We start from the raw sequence: 14,086 nt of genomic DNA on the forward strand, positions 1-14,086 counted from the left end.
GATGCGGGGCGAGGCGTCAAGTCAAATCCGCCAAACGGGTGGGGCTAAAGCGAGGCGCCGCCGCAAACGACGATCTGTTGCCCGGTGATGGCCCCGGCATGCGGGCCCAGCAGGAATAGCGCCAGCGCCGCGATTTCTTCCGGGCGGATGAAGCGGCCGATGGGCGGTTGGCGCGGCGGCACGCCCTGGCGGGCCGGATCATCCAGCATCGGCGTGGCGGTGGCGCCGGGGGCGATGATGTTGGCGGTGATGTTGCGGTCCGCCAGCTCCGCCGCCCAGGAGCGCACCAGCCCGTTCAAGGCGGCTTTGCTGGCGGCATACTGGCTACGCCCGGCGGCGCCATTGGCGGTGCGGCTGCCGATAAGCAGCACCCGCCCGCCAGCCTGCATGCGTGGCACGACGATATTGGCGATCATGGTCGCGACGTCGACATGTAGGCGCCAGAGCTCTTGCCCGATGCCGCGTTCCATCTGCCCGAGCGGGGCCACGCGCAGCAGGCCGGCGGCGTGGATGAAGGCATCCGGCCGGACATCGCCCAGCAAGGAAGCGAGCTCGGCCTCGCTCACCGTGGCGAGATCGACCGGGATATGCGTGGCCGGCACCGAAGGGGGGCGCCGTCCTGGCGCGATGATGCGCCAGCCTTCCTCATGCAGGGCCTGCGCGATGGCCGCGCCGATGCCCGAGCTTGCCCCGGTGAGCAGCGCGATCCGGCTCATTGCGCCTCGACCCAGCCGGCCGGGATGCGGACATATTTGATCGCCTGGCGGTGATAGGTGTAGGCGACATGCAGCGTGCCATCGGCCCCGGCCTTGACCGAGGGGTAGGAGAGCTCGCGGTTGAGCCGATCCTTCGAGTTGTTGGTCAGGCAATAGCCGTCGCCGGTTTCGATGTCGCGTTTCACCCAGCTGGCGCCACCATCCTCTGAGACAGCGAGGGTCATCGGCGCGCGCGGCACGCCCCAGACGGCGGCGCGCTGGCCATGGTCGCGCACCGGATCATGCTTGCCCAGCCCGTCATCTTCGAGATCGTCATAGAGTGAGGCGCGGCGGTCAGCGCTGTCCTTGGCGGAGATGTCGTTGAAGACGATGGCGAGCCGGCCATCTGGCAGGGTGGTGAACTGGATCGAGGAGTTGTTGTTCGGCAAGAGGCTGGGGGTCGGCACCGTCCAGCTCTTGCCGTTATCCGACGAGCGGCTTTCATAAATCGCGTCCGCCCAGCGCGAGCGGAACAAAGCCAGCAGGGTGCCGTCACGCAGGATTTCAACACCCATATGCACGCAGCCCAAACTGTCCGGCACCTCATATTCCGTCCAGCTCCGGCCGCCATCTTTGGAGATCCGCACGGCGCTGGTATCGTAGCTGCCATCCCATTTCTCGCCGGGTTTGCCGTGGCAATACCAGAAGGGCAGCAGCATCTCGCCACCCGGCAGCATGGTCGGCGGCTGGCGCACGAAGATGCCGGCATTGCCGACGGCGTCGAACAGGGTTTCAACAGCACCCCAGCTCACGCCGCCATCCTGGGAGATGCGGCGGCGGACGATGGCGGTATCCTGGTTGCCGGCGATCTGCGCCGTCCAGATCAACCAGAGCGACCCGTCGGGCGCGTCGAACAGGATCGGATTCTGCTCGGAGCGCGACATGTCATCCGACAGGCGCACGGCGTCGCTCCAGCGATCGCTCCCGGCGGGCAGGCGGGCGCAATAGACGGAGATATCCGGCACGCCTTCCTGCGTGCCGCCGAACCAAACGCAAAGCAGATCGCCATTTGGCAAAACATGAAGATTGGCGGCGTGATTTTGGATACAGGGCGAGGGGATGTAGGCTTCACGCAAGGCGGCGTCGCTCTCCCTGGCCCGCAAGATATGAGTGTTGGCCAGACCGGGACGCGGCGCCATCAGGTTGACATTCATCGGCATTCACCTTTCGCTTTCGGTGTAGGGCGTGGGCTCGATATGCGGACGCTCGGATGAGACCAGCCGGTCGAGGGCCATCACCAGCACCGGCGATATGGCCGCGATATACATATTATCGATGCCGTAGGGGTTGTTCAGGATATACCAGATCGAGGTCGAGACGCAGGCGACGATCAGCCCTGCCGTGGCGCCGCGCGTGGTCTTGAACATCGGCAGGTAGAAGCCGATCAGTGCGATGACGGTGATCGACAGGCGCAGTGCCCGGGTGAAGAAGGACAGGCTCAAAATCTCCGGCACGTAATAGACGAAGACGAGCGGAACGACGGCGACGGCGAGCGAGATATAGCGCGTCATCCGCAGCTCACGCGCCGGCTCGGGCTTCAGCCAGGGCACCAGGAAATCGCGCATCACCAGCGCCGAAATGCCCAACGCGACGGTGCAGACGCTGACGAACACGGAGGCGACCAGCGAGGTGGTGATGAAGCCGGTGAGCAGCGGGTTCAGCCCATTGAGGAAAACCGGCAACGCATAGAGGCTCTTGATGCCCGGATGTGCGACCTTCGCCGCCATGCCGATCAACGCCAGCACGAAGCCCAGCGGCAGGCAGAGCGCCGCGGCGTAGAAGCAGGCGCGGCGGGCTTGGCTTTCATTCGGGGTCGAGGAAATCGCCTGCATGATGAACTGGGTCGAAAAGATCGCGCCAGTGGTGCCGACGGTCCAGGCGAAGATGGTCGGCGCGCCAATCGCGCCGGTCCAGGAGAAGGCGTTGGCGGGCAGTACCTGCGCCATGTGCGAGATGCCGCCGCTGGCCTGCATCGCGACAAAGAACAGGATGACGACGCCGACCAGCTTGATCAGCGTATGCAGCACGGTGACGTAGGCGACACCTTTCAGCCCACCGAACACGTAATAGAAGGTGCTGACAACGGCGATCAGCACCATCGCCTGCGGCAGGGTGAGCTTCAGCACGGTGGAGATTGCCGCCGCACCGCTGATGTAATTGCCGACATTCACTAGCAGCAGCGCATAGATCATGATGACCGAAACGACGAGCATGGTCGAGCGGCCATATTTTTTCGCGATCGCCGCCGAGATTGTGTATTCGCCGGAGCGGTAGAGCCGTTTGACAAAGAACAGGCCGAACAGGAAGAAGCCGATGGCCGCGCCGGTGACCGCCCATGAGGAGGACAGGCCCTTGGTGAAGGCTTCCTGCGCGGTGCCGATGGTGGATTTGGCGCCGATGAATTCGGACATCATCAACAGCCCGACCACGGCGGCCGGCAGCGCGCGGGCAGCGTTCATGAATTGGGAATTGGTCTTGCTGCGCAGCTTAAAGGTCAGCCAGCTGGTGAAGATAATGTAGGCGGCGACCATGATGAGAATAATCGCGGTGGTGGTGACGTTGGCGACTTGCATCCCATTCCTCCTGCCAGGCTCTGGCGTTGGATAGCTCTTGTTCAATTATCTTTGGCTCGGCGGCCTGACGCCGACCATTTCGGCTAGGCCATGCAGGCGCCGTCGGTGATGGTTTTCGCGGTCGAAAGCAGTTTCGGCACGGCCGAGGAAACGAAATCCTGAAGGCCCTGGCGTTCGGATTTGATTGTCAGGCTGATGGCGGCGCGCACGCTGCCGTTTGGCCAGAATAACGGCGCGGCGACGGTACGCAGCCCGTAGGCATTCTCGCCGTCCGAGACGGCGAAGCCCTGGTGGCGAACCTCCTCAAGCCGGGCCATGATCTGGCGTTTGTCGGTCAGGGTGCGGTCCGACAAGGCGACAAGCGTGCTGGAGTCCAGGATCGTCGATGCTGCCTCGGTTGGCAGGAAGGCGAGGATGGCATGGCCGAGTGCCGCGGCATAAGCGCCGGTGCGGCTGCCGGCGCGCCGTTCCGGAGGATGGCGTCCCAGATCGCCCTGGATACGCTCAAGATAGATCACATCCGCTCCCTCCAGCGCGCCGAGCGAGGCAGCATCGCCATAACTTGGCACCAGCATCTGTAATTGTGGGCGCGACAGGCCGGGCAGCCCCGCACCCTGCAGGGCGGAATGGCCAAGTTCCAGACATTTCAGCGTGAGCCAATAGCGTTTTGAATTTGGCACCTCGGCCAGATAGCCCAGTGCAACCAAAGTGTGGATCAGCCGGAACGCAGTTCCTCTGTCGAGTCCAGCCGCTTTCGCGACGTCGCTCACGGTCAGTTCCGCATGCCCTACATCGAAAGCGCGGAGAACCGAAAAGGCCTTCGCGACCGACTGAACGATATTTCGATCATCTTTCATCATAAAACGCTTCCGTTGTTCGCATTGCGAACATTTGTTCGTTAATTTGAAAGATAAGGAGGTTTTCCGCTGCGGTCAATCTTTCTGTGCGGACGGCACCGTGCCGCGATGTTGCGGGTGGCGCTGGCATTTAGACGGCCCGGACATTCGCGGATTATGGCGCCTCCGTCCTGCCGCGCCGTCAGGAGGTGACGAGCTGGGCAGGCGCCGGGCGTGTAAAAACGGCGTGAGGGAAGCGGATCAGCGCTTTCTGAATGCGGGCCAGCGCCAGCCCTTGAACAGGCTGCGGCGGCTCAGCGGTTCGAAGATTTCATCCGGCCCTTCCGGGTCAAGGATTTCATTGTCGGCCAGCCATTCTTTCACACCGCCAAGGTCTGGCAACTGATAGGGTGTTAGGCTGCGGCCCGTAGCACTCTCGCGCAGCGCCTCGATGCTGGCGATCAGCGATCCGCATTGCGCGAACAGCTCAGCCACCTCATTGGCTGGGCGATCAAAATGCTCCGCCAGAAGATCGTGCAATAACGGCAGGAATTTGAGTTCGCTATCTTGGTTGTCCGCCTCATGGGCGGGCAGGATGACATCGCATTCAGTATCCAGCCTGAGCGAACGGTTGTTAAAATTCGAGGAGCCGAGCCGAAGATAAATGCCATCGACAATGGTGATCTTGGCATGCACGTAGATTTCGTTGCCAGCCTTGGTCAGCGGGTGGTAAATCCGAAACCGGCCCTGATGGTCGATCCGCTGCAGCGCTTCAACAAGTCGGGCGCGCGCGGAATCCATGGCGATGGGCTCGATCCAGCCTTCCGCGCTTACCGGGTTGAGGATGACGATCTCCGGACCATCAGCCTCGGCCAACCTCTTGGCGATGGCCTGCGCCACCCGCCGCGAGGCAAAATACTGGCTTTCCGCGTAGATCCATTTTTTCGCCCGCGCGATCAGATCGAGATAAATTTGCTCAATCTCGGCAACCGGTTCGCGGTCCGGCATTTTGGGAATGGTACGGGCGATGGCGAGGCGGACATTGTGAAATTTCGGACGTAACGCCTCGGGCCAACATTCATGCGTGGCGGTTTCGGGTTCGAGGACTTCACCTGTCGCAGCCCGCCAGCGCTGCCGCGCGAGGTCACCCATCGCCCGGGCCAGGGGGCCGTCGAAGGCGCTGGTGGCGTCATGCCAGGGTTTGAGTTTTTCTCCGTTAGGGCCGACACGTCGCGGATCGTCGTCAAGATGTTGGCGGGTATCCCACCGCCCGACCGTCATATCAATGCCGCCGCAAAATGCGATCCGATCATCGATAACCACGATTTTTTGATGATGCGATCCGGCCAAGGGATGTTCGCCATCAAGTTTCAGGCGAATCTGTTTGTTCAGCTTCCAGCGGATAATTGAAAAGATTGTGCCTCCCCGAAATATCGCCTTGAAGGCACCAGTATCCCATCGCAACAACCTGATATTCAGGGTTGGTGTGCGCCGCGCCAGCCAAATGATGAAGTCACCAAGTGCGGCTGGTCCGCCATCTCGCTTATCTCCCAAACGGATACGTGCATCAAAATCCCATCCGATGAGATAGATGCTGTGTTTGGCCTCCAACATGGCCTGGCGTACGGCAATGAAGTAATCGGCCGCATCGATGATGACGGCAAAGCGATTTGCGCGCTCGATGCGCCAGCAATTATGGCCGGGACGCAAAAGCTCGTCAGTTGGCAGTTGAGGGCGAGCGGATGTGATGTCCTCGGTTAACGACATAAACTGGTCCTACGTGGCCAGGCTGGCATCTTCCGCCTCCATCATCCTCACGCTTGCGGGATTGATATGGGAAGGCTGAAAACGAAAACAATTGCACGACATTCTGAGTATTTCAGGGAGCAAGTCGGGCATTCGATCGATCTCGACCGGGCATTTCAGGGCTATGAATTTTTGTTTACGCCGGTCAAAAATATCCAGGGCCGCGCTTGTCTCGCCATTGATCCAGATTGCATTTTGTCTCGTATCACTTCCGATGAAGTCCATTAATCCTTTTCGCGACGCAATTTCTCATGCTGCCGATGATGAGCGGCCATGAGCAGGCTCGGTGATCGCGCTGTGGTGTTCGGGGCCAGCGGTGCCATTGGCGGCGCTTTGGTTGATGCGTTGAGGCGACGCGGCGTGGGGGAGGTGCATGCGCTGTCGCGGCGGCCTGGTGCGAAGTCGCCCGGGGTTTATCCAGCTTATGTCGATTTGTTGGACGAGGTAAGTCTCGGTGGCCAGGCGGCGCGGCTGGGTGCTGATGGGATGTTGGATACGATCATCGTCGCAACCGGCCTCCTGCATGCGCCCGGAATGCTGCCTGAGAAGGCATTGCGTGATCTGCGGCCAGAGTCGCTGGCCACATTGTTCGCGGTAAATTGTATTGGCCCGAGCCTGGTGATGAAACATTTTCTGGGCCTGCTGCCGCGCGACCGGCCTGCCAGATTCGCGGCACTTGCGGCACGCGTTGGAAGTATCTCCGATAATCAAAAGGGCGGCTGGTACGGCTATCGCGCCGCGAAGGCCGGGCTCAACATGATGCTGCGTAGTGCGGCGATCGAGATCGCCCGGCGCGCGCCGCAAGCTGTCATCATGGGTCTTCACCCGGGCACGGTCGATAGCGCGTTGTCGCAACCTTTTCAGAAACTCGTCCCGCCGGGGCAGTTGCGCCAGCCCGAGGATGCGGCCGAGCAATTGCTGGATGTGCTGGAAGCGGCCAGGCCGGAGCAATCCGGCAAATTATTTGCTTATGACGGGACGGAGATTTTGCCATGACCTCATTATCCGTCGCCGTCATCGGTGCGGGCGCGGCGGGGCTGGCGGCGGCGCGCGCGCTCTCGCGTCATTTTTCGGTGCGCGTTTTCGAAAAAGCACGTGGGCCGGGCGGGCGCCTGGCGCATCGCCGCCGCGAGCGTTTCGCGTTTGATTTCGGCGCGCAATATTTTACCGCGCGCGATCCCCGATTTGTCGCGGAGGTGGCGGCACTGCGCAGCGCCGGCATCGTCTCCCCATGGCACTGCCGGTTTTCAAAAATGGAGAATGGGCGTGAGATAGATCGCCAGATCTGGGATGATGACACGGCGCATTATGTCGGCACTGGCCGCATGAGCGCGCTCTCCGCTTATTGGGCGAGCGGCTTGGATGTGAAATTGCAAACCAGGATCACGCAGTTGCGTGAGACGCGAGCCGGCTGGAGCCTGCAAAGTGACAGCGGGGAGGTGTTCGGCCCGTTTGCCTTCGTGGTCATCGCCTTGCCGGCCTTGCAGGCGGCCGCTTTATTGCCCGATCAGTCGCCCTTGCGTGTCAACGCCCAGGAAGCGCGCATGTCTGGCTGTTTTGCATTGATGCTGGGGTTCGAAGCGCCTGCGGAATTAACTTTCGATGCCGTGGAAATTATCAACGGGCCGCTCAGTTGGCTGGCGGTTTGTGACTCCAGGCCAGGGCATGAAGCCGGGCCGGGGCTGGTGGTGTTGTCCAATAATCTTTGGGCGGATGTCCATATGGAAGATCCCCCGTCTCTGGTTGAGGCGGTGATGCGCGCGGAACTCGATCGTCTGATCGCGGCGAAATTGCGGGTGGTGCACGCGGATCTGCATCGCTGGCGCTATGCAAATTGTCCGCCGCTCCATGATGCTTTGCCGATGCTCGATGCCAGGAATCGTCTGGCGCTGTGCGGGGACTGGACGGATCACGGGCGCGTCGAGGCGGCGTACCTGTCCGGTGTGCGGATCGCGGAGCTGGTCCGCGGGGTGCTTACGGCTTAGCGCGTGGCAGAGGCATCGCGCGCATCAACAGATCGAATTTTCGTCAATAAAATACTTGTCATTTGTTAAGTCTCCAATGATAGTGTGGCACTCGGTGGCTCGGCGCGTTTGTGCCGTCGTTCGCCGTGCTCGCAAAAATATCCAATAATCGCGTGTCATTTTCTTGGAGAGTATTCATGGATTGGCTTAATCCCCCGGCCCTGGCCGGCGCCATGCTGGAAGCCGGCACAAAGAAGGCAAATCTTCCGGCAAAGACCATCTTATTGACCGGCATCCTTTCGGGCTTGTTTCTGGGTTTCACCACCACCTTGTTCGTGAATGCGCTTGTCGCAACGGGTGATGGCGTGGTGGCGGCCTTGTTCTTCCCGGTCGGGTTCATCCTTCTCGTTCTGCTCGGGCTTGAACTTTTCACCGGCAACGCGGCATTGCTGCCTTACGCGCAGATGGGCGGGCGGATTTCCGGCGGCCAGGTCGTCTCCGGCCTCGTCACGGTCTATATCGGCAATCTCATCGGCAGTGTGATCTACGCTTTGCTCTTTGCCGCCATCGATACGAAATTCTTCACCGACGCGCCGTCGCCGGTTGGCGCGAAAGTCGCCGCCATCGCCACCTTGAAAGTGGTGCCTTATATGAGCGCGGGCGCGGCCGGTTGGGGCACGGCGCTGCTGAAAGGCATCATCTGCAACTGGATGGTCAGCCTCGGCGCGGTGATGGCGCTGGTCACGCGCTCGACCATTGGCAAAATCTTCGCGATGTATCTGCCGATCATGGCCTTCGTTGCGCAAGGATTTGAGCACTGCGTGGTCAACATGTTCGTGATTCCCTGCGGCATCATGCTCGGTGCGAAGGTGAGTGTGGCGCAGTGGCTGATCTGGAACGAGATCCCGGTGACGATCGGGAATATCATCGGTGCCGTGATCATTACGGCGGCCGGGCTCTATTTGTCTTTCGGCAGATCCCCAAGCCCGGTGGTTGAGCAAAGCACGATACCGGTGCAGGGCTAAATGAAAAGGGAGGGGAATTTCCCCTCCCTTTTTTTATGGTCTTTGCGAAAGCTTCAGTTTTGTTCGTGGTGCAGTTGAGACAAGGCTTTATGAACCCGCTCATTTAGCCCGCTGCCGCCTCGCTCCAGATGCGCGAATATAGTGGCGAGCATACGTTTTTCCCAGAAGCTCTTGAGGTGGCCGGCGATTTCTCGCACGGCCACGTCCTCTTTTTCATGGTTGAAGAAATTGCCAATCTGGTTGGCCATGTAGACGAGCTTCTCGGTCTTCATTCCGCGGCCTCCTGAGGCGCGATCTGACGGGCCTTCTCGCTATGCGCCTGGTAACGCTCCTGCCATTCGGTCGGGCCGTTGGAGAGCGAGACCTGCACCGCCGTCACTTTATATTCCGGGCAATTCGTCGCCCAGTCAGAATAGTCGCTGGTGATGACATTGGCCTGCGTCATCGGGTGGTGGAAGGTGGTGTAGACCACGCCCGGCGCCACGCGATCGGTGATCTTCGCGCGCAGCGAGGTTTCGCCGGAGCGGCTGGCGAGCTTCACCCAGGCGCCGTCCTTCACCCCGCGCTGCTCGGCATCATGCGGATGGATTTCCAGAAGATCCTCGTCATGCCAGGCGACATTGGCGGTCCGCCGGGTCTGCGCGCCGACATTATATTGCGAGAGGATGCGCCCGGTGGTGAGCAGCAGCGGGAAGCGCGGTCCGGTTTTTTCGTCGGTCGGGATATAGTCGGTGACCACGAACTTGCCCTTGCCGCGGACGAAATGGCCGATATGCATGATCGGCGTGCCCTCGGGCGCGGCATCGTTGCAGGGCCATTGGATCGAGCCTTTCTTCTCCAGCGCCGCGTAGGAGACATTGGCGAAAGACGGCGTGGTGCGCGCGATCTCGTCCATGATCTCGCTGGGGTGGGCATAGTCGAGCGCCATCCCCATCGCCTTGGCCAGCATCAGCGTCACTTCCCAATCCGCAAAGCCGTTGCGTGGTGCCATCACCTTGCGCACGCGCTGAATGCGCCGCTCGGCATTGGTGAAGGTGCCGTCCTTCTCCAGGAAGGTCGAGCCGGGCAGGAAGACATGCGCGTAGTTCGAGGTCTCGTTGAGGAACAGATCCTGCACCACCACGCATTCCATGACGCTGAGGCCGTTGGTGATGTGGGTCGTGTCCGGATCGGACTGGGCGATATCCTCGCCCTGGATATAGAGCCCCTTGAAGCTGCCATCCATCGCCGCATCGAGCATGTTGGGAATGCGTAGGCCCGGCTCGTTGGAGAGCGGCACGTTCCATTCCGCCTCGAAAATATGCCGGACATTGTCATCCGCCACATGCCGGTAGCCGGGGAATTCATGCGGGAAGCTGCCCATATCGCAGCTGCCCTGCACGTTATTCTGGCCGCGCAGCGGGTTGATGCCGACACCGCGCCGGCCGACATTGCCGGTGACCATGGCGAGATTGGCGATGGCGATGACGGTGGTGGAGCCCTGGCTATGCTCGGTCACGCCCAGACCGTAATAGATCGCGCCATTGCCGCCAGTGGCGTAAAGCCGTGCCGCCTCGCGGATGGTTTGCGCCGGCACGCCGGAGATCTGCTCCACCGCCTCCGGGCTGTTTTTCGGGTCCAGAATGAAGCTGGCCCATTCGGAGAACTCATCCCAATCGCAGCGCTCGCGCACATAGGCTTCGTTGACCAGCCCTTCCGCGACGATGACATGCGAGAGCGCATTCACCACCGCGACATTGGTGCCGGGCCGCAGCGCGAGATGATACGCAGCCTCGACATGCGGGGTGCGGACAATGTCGGTCCGGCGCGGATCGATGACGATCAGCTTCGCGCCCTGGCGCAGACGCTGCTTCATGCGCGAGCCGAACACCGGATGCCCGTCCGTCGGGTTGGCGCCGATGACCATGATGACATCCGAATCCATCACGCTGTCGAAATCCTGCGTGCCGGCCGAGGTGCCCAAAGTCGTCTTCAGCCCGTAGCCGGTGGGGGAGTGACAGACGCGCGCACAGGTATCGACATTGTTATTGCCGAAGCCCGCGCGGATCAGCTTCTGCACCAGGAAGGTTTCCTCATTGGTGCAGCGCGAGGAGGTGATGCCGCCGATCGCATCCTTGCCATATTGCGCCTGGATGCGTTTGAACTCGGAAGCGACATGCGAAATCGCCTGCTCCCAGCTCACCTCCTGCCAAGGGTCGGTGATCTTGGCGCGGATCATCGGCTTGGTGATGCGATCCTTATGGGTGGCATAGCCCCAGGCGAAGCGGCCCTTCACGCAGGAATGGCCATGATTGGCCTGGCCGTCCTTGTAGGGAACCATGCGCACCAGCTCCTCGCCGCGCATCTCCGCCTTGAAGGCGCAGCCGACACCGCAATAGGCGCAGGTGGTGACAGCGGAATGCTCCGGCTGGCCCTGTTCGAGCACAGAGGTTTCAATCAGCGTCGCGGTCGGGCAGGCTTGCACGCAGGCGCCGCAAGAGACGCATTCCGAGCCCATGAACATCTCGCCAATGCCCGGCGAGACCTTCGAGTTGAAGCCGGAGCCGGCGATGGTCAGCGCGAAGGTGCCCTGGATTTCCTCGCAGGCGCGCACGCAGCGCGAGCAGACGATGCATTTCGAGGGGTCGAACTGGAAATAGGGGTTCGAATTATCCTTGGCCTGGCCGAGATGGGTTTCGATCTCGTTGCCATAGCGCACGTCGCGCAGCCCGACAGCGCCGGCCATGTCCTGCAATTCGCAATCGCCATTGGCGCCGCAGGTCAGGCAGTCCAGCGGATGGTCGGAGATATAGAGCTCCATCACCCCGCGGCGCAGCTTCGCCAGCTTGGCATTCTGCGTATGTACCACCATGCCTTCGGCCACCGGCGTGGTGCAGGAGGCCGGGGTGCCGGCGCGGCCTTCGATTTCCACCAGGCAGAGCCGGCAGGAGCCGAAACTATCCAGCGTATCGGTGGCGCAGAGTTTGGGGATTTGCGTGCCCATCTCCATCGCCGCGCGCATCACCGAGGTGCCCTCCGGCACGGTGATGCTCTGGCCATCGATGGTGAGGCTCACCAGCTTGGTGGCGTTGCTCGGCTTGGTGCCGTAATCGACTTCGTGAATCAGACCCATGTTGGACTCCTATTCCGCCGCCAGAGGCAGCGCGGCGCCGCCGAAATCTTCAGGAAAATGCGTGATCGCGCTTAAGACAGGGTAGGGGGTGAAACCGCCCAGGGCGCAGAGCGAGCCGAATTTCATCGTCTCGCAAAGATCCTTGACCAGATCGAGATCCCCCGGCCGGGACGCGCCGGCCACCACCCGGTCCAGAATCTCCGCGCCGCGCGTCGAGCCGATGCGGCAGGGCGTGCATTTGCCGCAGGATTCATGCGCGCAGAATTCCATCGCGAAGCGCGCCATCGCGGCCATGTTGGCGGTGTCGTCAAACACCACCAGCCCGCCATGGCCGATCAGCCCGTTGCGCGCCGCAAAGGCTTCGTAATCATAGGGCGTGTCGAATTGCGCCGGGGCGAAATAGGCGCCGAGCGGCCCGCCCGCCTGCACGGCGCGCACCGGACGGCCGGAGGCGGTGCCGCCGCCGATCTCATTCACCAGCTCGCCCAGCGTGATGCCGAAAGCGGTCTCGAACAGCCCGCCATGTTTGATATTGCCCGCCAGCTGCACCGGCATGGTGCCGCGCGAGCGTCCCATGCCGAAGCTCGCATAAGCCTCCGCGCCTTGCGCCAGGATATAGGGAATGGTCGCCAGCGAGATCAGGTTGTTGATCGCCGTGGGCTGGCCGAACAGGCCGCGCAGCGCCGGGATCGGCGGCTTCGCGCGCACCATGCCGCGCTTGCCCTCCAGGCTCTCCAGCAGCGCCGTTTCCTCGCCGCAGACATAGGCGCCGGCGCCGACCCGCAGCTCCAGCGCAAAGCCGTGAAGCAGGCCGGCTTCCGCGGCGATCAGCAGCGCCTCGTTAAAAATTTTGATGCCGTTGGGATATTCCGAGCGGCAATAGACATAACCCTGGCTGGCGCCCACCGCCCGCCCGGCAATCACCATGCCCTCGATCAGGCAGAACGGGTCCGCCTCCAGGATCAGCCGGTCCGCGAAAGTGCCGGAATCGCCCTCATCGGCGTTGCAGACAATATATTTCTGCGGCGCCTCGGCCTTGCGCACCGTCTCCCATTTCACCCCGGTGGGAAAGCCCGCCCCGCCGCGCCCGCGCAGGCCGGATTTGGTGACCTCGGCGCAGATCGCCTCGGCACTCATCCCGCGCGCCCGCTCCAGCCCGGCGAGGCCGCCATGGGCGCGGTAATCCGCCAGGCTCAGCGGGTCGATGATGCCGCAGCGCGCGAAGGTCAGGCGCTGCTGTTTGGCGAGGAAGGGCAGCGCCTCGACCAGCCCCAGCGCCTTGGGGTGGGAGGCGGGGTCGGCGAACAGCCCGGCCACGTCCGCCAGCGTCATCGGGCCAAAGCCGATGCGCCCTTCGGCCGTTTCGATCTCGACCAGCGGTTCCAGCCAGAACATCCCGCGTGAGCCATTGCGGATGATCTTGGCTGCAACGCCGCGCCTGGCGGCCTCGGCGGCGATGGCGGCGGCCAGAAGGTCAGCCCCCAGAGCCTGGGAAACCGCATCGCGGGGGACGAAAATACGCATCAGGCGGCCTCCTCGGCGAGGGCGTGCAGGCTTTGCGCATCCAGCCGGGCGCGGGGCTCGCCATCCAGCATCGCGTTGGGCCCGCAGGCGCAGAGCCCGAGGCAATAAACCGGCTCCACCGTCAGCCGCCCATCCGGCGTGGTCTCGCCCCATTCCAGCCCGAGGCTTTGCAGCAAGGCGGCGGCATGGGCCTCGCCGCCGACCGACTGGCAGGCTTCCGCCCGGCAGATTTTCAGCACATGCCGGCCCGCCGGGGCCTGGCGGAAATCATGATAGAAAGACACCACCCCATAGATTTCGGCGCGGGTGACATTGAGGCTCCGCGCCACCAGGCGCATCGCCTCGTCACTGATAAACCCGAACTCCTCCTGGAGCGCGTGCAGGATTGGCAGCATCGGACCTTTGATAGGCAGATACTTATTAACAATCTCTTGCGCGCGTGACGCATCCCAGCTGGCGGACATGGATCGCTTCACCTTTTTGCTTTTAAC

Annotated in this window: 13 protein-coding genes; 3 read left to right on the forward strand and 10 right to left on the reverse strand. The window is 62.2% G+C overall.

The features are described 5' to 3' along the window. Positions 1-44: 44 nt before the first annotated feature. The 6 genes from ACZ46S_RS02275 to ACZ46S_RS02300 form a co-directional block, all read right to left on the reverse strand. Entirely contained in the window at positions 45-716 is a 672-nt protein-coding gene (locus ACZ46S_RS02275; RefSeq protein WP_464063206.1) for an SDR family NAD(P)-dependent oxidoreductase, read from the reverse strand. Beyond that, complete coding sequence (locus ACZ46S_RS02280) at positions 713-1,915, reverse strand: sialidase family protein (RefSeq protein ID WP_464063207.1); 1,203 nt, start codon at positions 1,913-1,915, stop codon at positions 713-715. Before ACZ46S_RS02280 ends, ACZ46S_RS02275 begins: the two co-directional genes overlap by 4 nt. After that, positions 1,916-3,328 (reverse strand): sodium:solute symporter family protein, encoded by a 1,413-nt coding sequence (locus tag ACZ46S_RS02285; RefSeq protein ID WP_464063208.1) that lies wholly within the window; start codon positions 3,326-3,328, stop codon positions 1,916-1,918. Between the two features lie 83 nt (positions 3,329-3,411). Then, on the reverse strand, positions 3,412-4,188 hold the full coding sequence (locus ACZ46S_RS02290) for an IclR family transcriptional regulator (RefSeq protein WP_464063209.1): 777 nt from the start codon (positions 4,186-4,188) through the stop codon (positions 3,412-3,414). 237 nt (positions 4,189-4,425) lie between these two features. Then, on the reverse strand, positions 4,426-5,931 hold the full coding sequence (locus tag ACZ46S_RS02295) for a phospholipase D-like domain-containing protein (protein ID WP_464063210.1): 1,506 nt from the start codon (positions 5,929-5,931) through the stop codon (positions 4,426-4,428). A gap of 9 nt (positions 5,932-5,940) precedes the next feature. Continuing rightward, a complete protein-coding gene (locus ACZ46S_RS02300) occupies positions 5,941-6,195 on the reverse strand; it encodes a hypothetical protein (protein ID WP_464063211.1) in 255 nt (84 codons plus the stop codon). Between the two features lie 75 nt (positions 6,196-6,270). Between ACZ46S_RS02300 and ACZ46S_RS02305 the strand changes: the two genes are divergently transcribed. From ACZ46S_RS02305 to ACZ46S_RS02315, 3 genes are all read left to right on the forward strand, one after another. Continuing rightward, positions 6,271-6,966: an SDR family NAD(P)-dependent oxidoreductase gene (locus ACZ46S_RS02305; RefSeq protein WP_464063212.1), complete on the forward strand. Its 696-nt coding sequence runs from the start codon at positions 6,271-6,273 to the stop codon at positions 6,964-6,966. Then, positions 6,963-7,955: an NAD(P)/FAD-dependent oxidoreductase gene (locus ACZ46S_RS02310; RefSeq protein WP_464063213.1), complete on the forward strand. Its 993-nt coding sequence runs from the start codon at positions 6,963-6,965 to the stop codon at positions 7,953-7,955. Before ACZ46S_RS02305 ends, ACZ46S_RS02310 begins: the two co-directional genes overlap by 4 nt. Before the next feature lie 212 nt (positions 7,956-8,167). After that, positions 8,168-8,959, forward strand: a complete 792-nt coding sequence (locus ACZ46S_RS02315) for a formate/nitrite transporter family protein (RefSeq protein ID WP_464063214.1) — start codon at positions 8,168-8,170, stop codon at positions 8,957-8,959. Positions 8,960-9,012: 53 nt separating this feature from the next. Here ACZ46S_RS02315 and ACZ46S_RS02320 read toward each other — a convergent pair whose 3' ends face one another. The 4 genes from ACZ46S_RS02320 to ACZ46S_RS02335 are packed head-to-tail and all read right to left on the reverse strand — an operon-like array spanning position 9,013 to position 14,059. After that, the gene (locus ACZ46S_RS02320; protein ID WP_464063215.1) at positions 9,013-9,231 is read right to left on the reverse strand and encodes a formate dehydrogenase subunit delta; all 219 of its coding nucleotides are present in this window, start codon (positions 9,229-9,231) and stop codon (positions 9,013-9,015) included. Next, a complete protein-coding gene (fdhF, locus tag ACZ46S_RS02325; RefSeq protein WP_464063216.1) occupies positions 9,228-12,071 on the reverse strand; it encodes a formate dehydrogenase subunit alpha in 2,844 nt (947 codons plus the stop codon). Before fdhF ends, ACZ46S_RS02320 begins: the two co-directional genes overlap by 4 nt. A 9-nt stretch (positions 12,072-12,080) precedes the next feature. Further along, positions 12,081-13,595 (reverse strand): formate dehydrogenase beta subunit, encoded by a 1,515-nt coding sequence (locus tag ACZ46S_RS02330; RefSeq protein WP_464063217.1) that lies wholly within the window; start codon positions 13,593-13,595, stop codon positions 12,081-12,083. Then, a complete protein-coding gene (locus ACZ46S_RS02335; protein ID WP_464063218.1) occupies positions 13,595-14,059 on the reverse strand; it encodes a formate dehydrogenase subunit gamma in 465 nt (154 codons plus the stop codon). The genes ACZ46S_RS02330 and ACZ46S_RS02335 overlap by 1 nt, the downstream gene beginning before the upstream one ends. Positions 14,060-14,086: the final 27 nt, after the last annotated feature.

This window comes from Acidocella aluminiidurans (assembly GCF_055383125.1).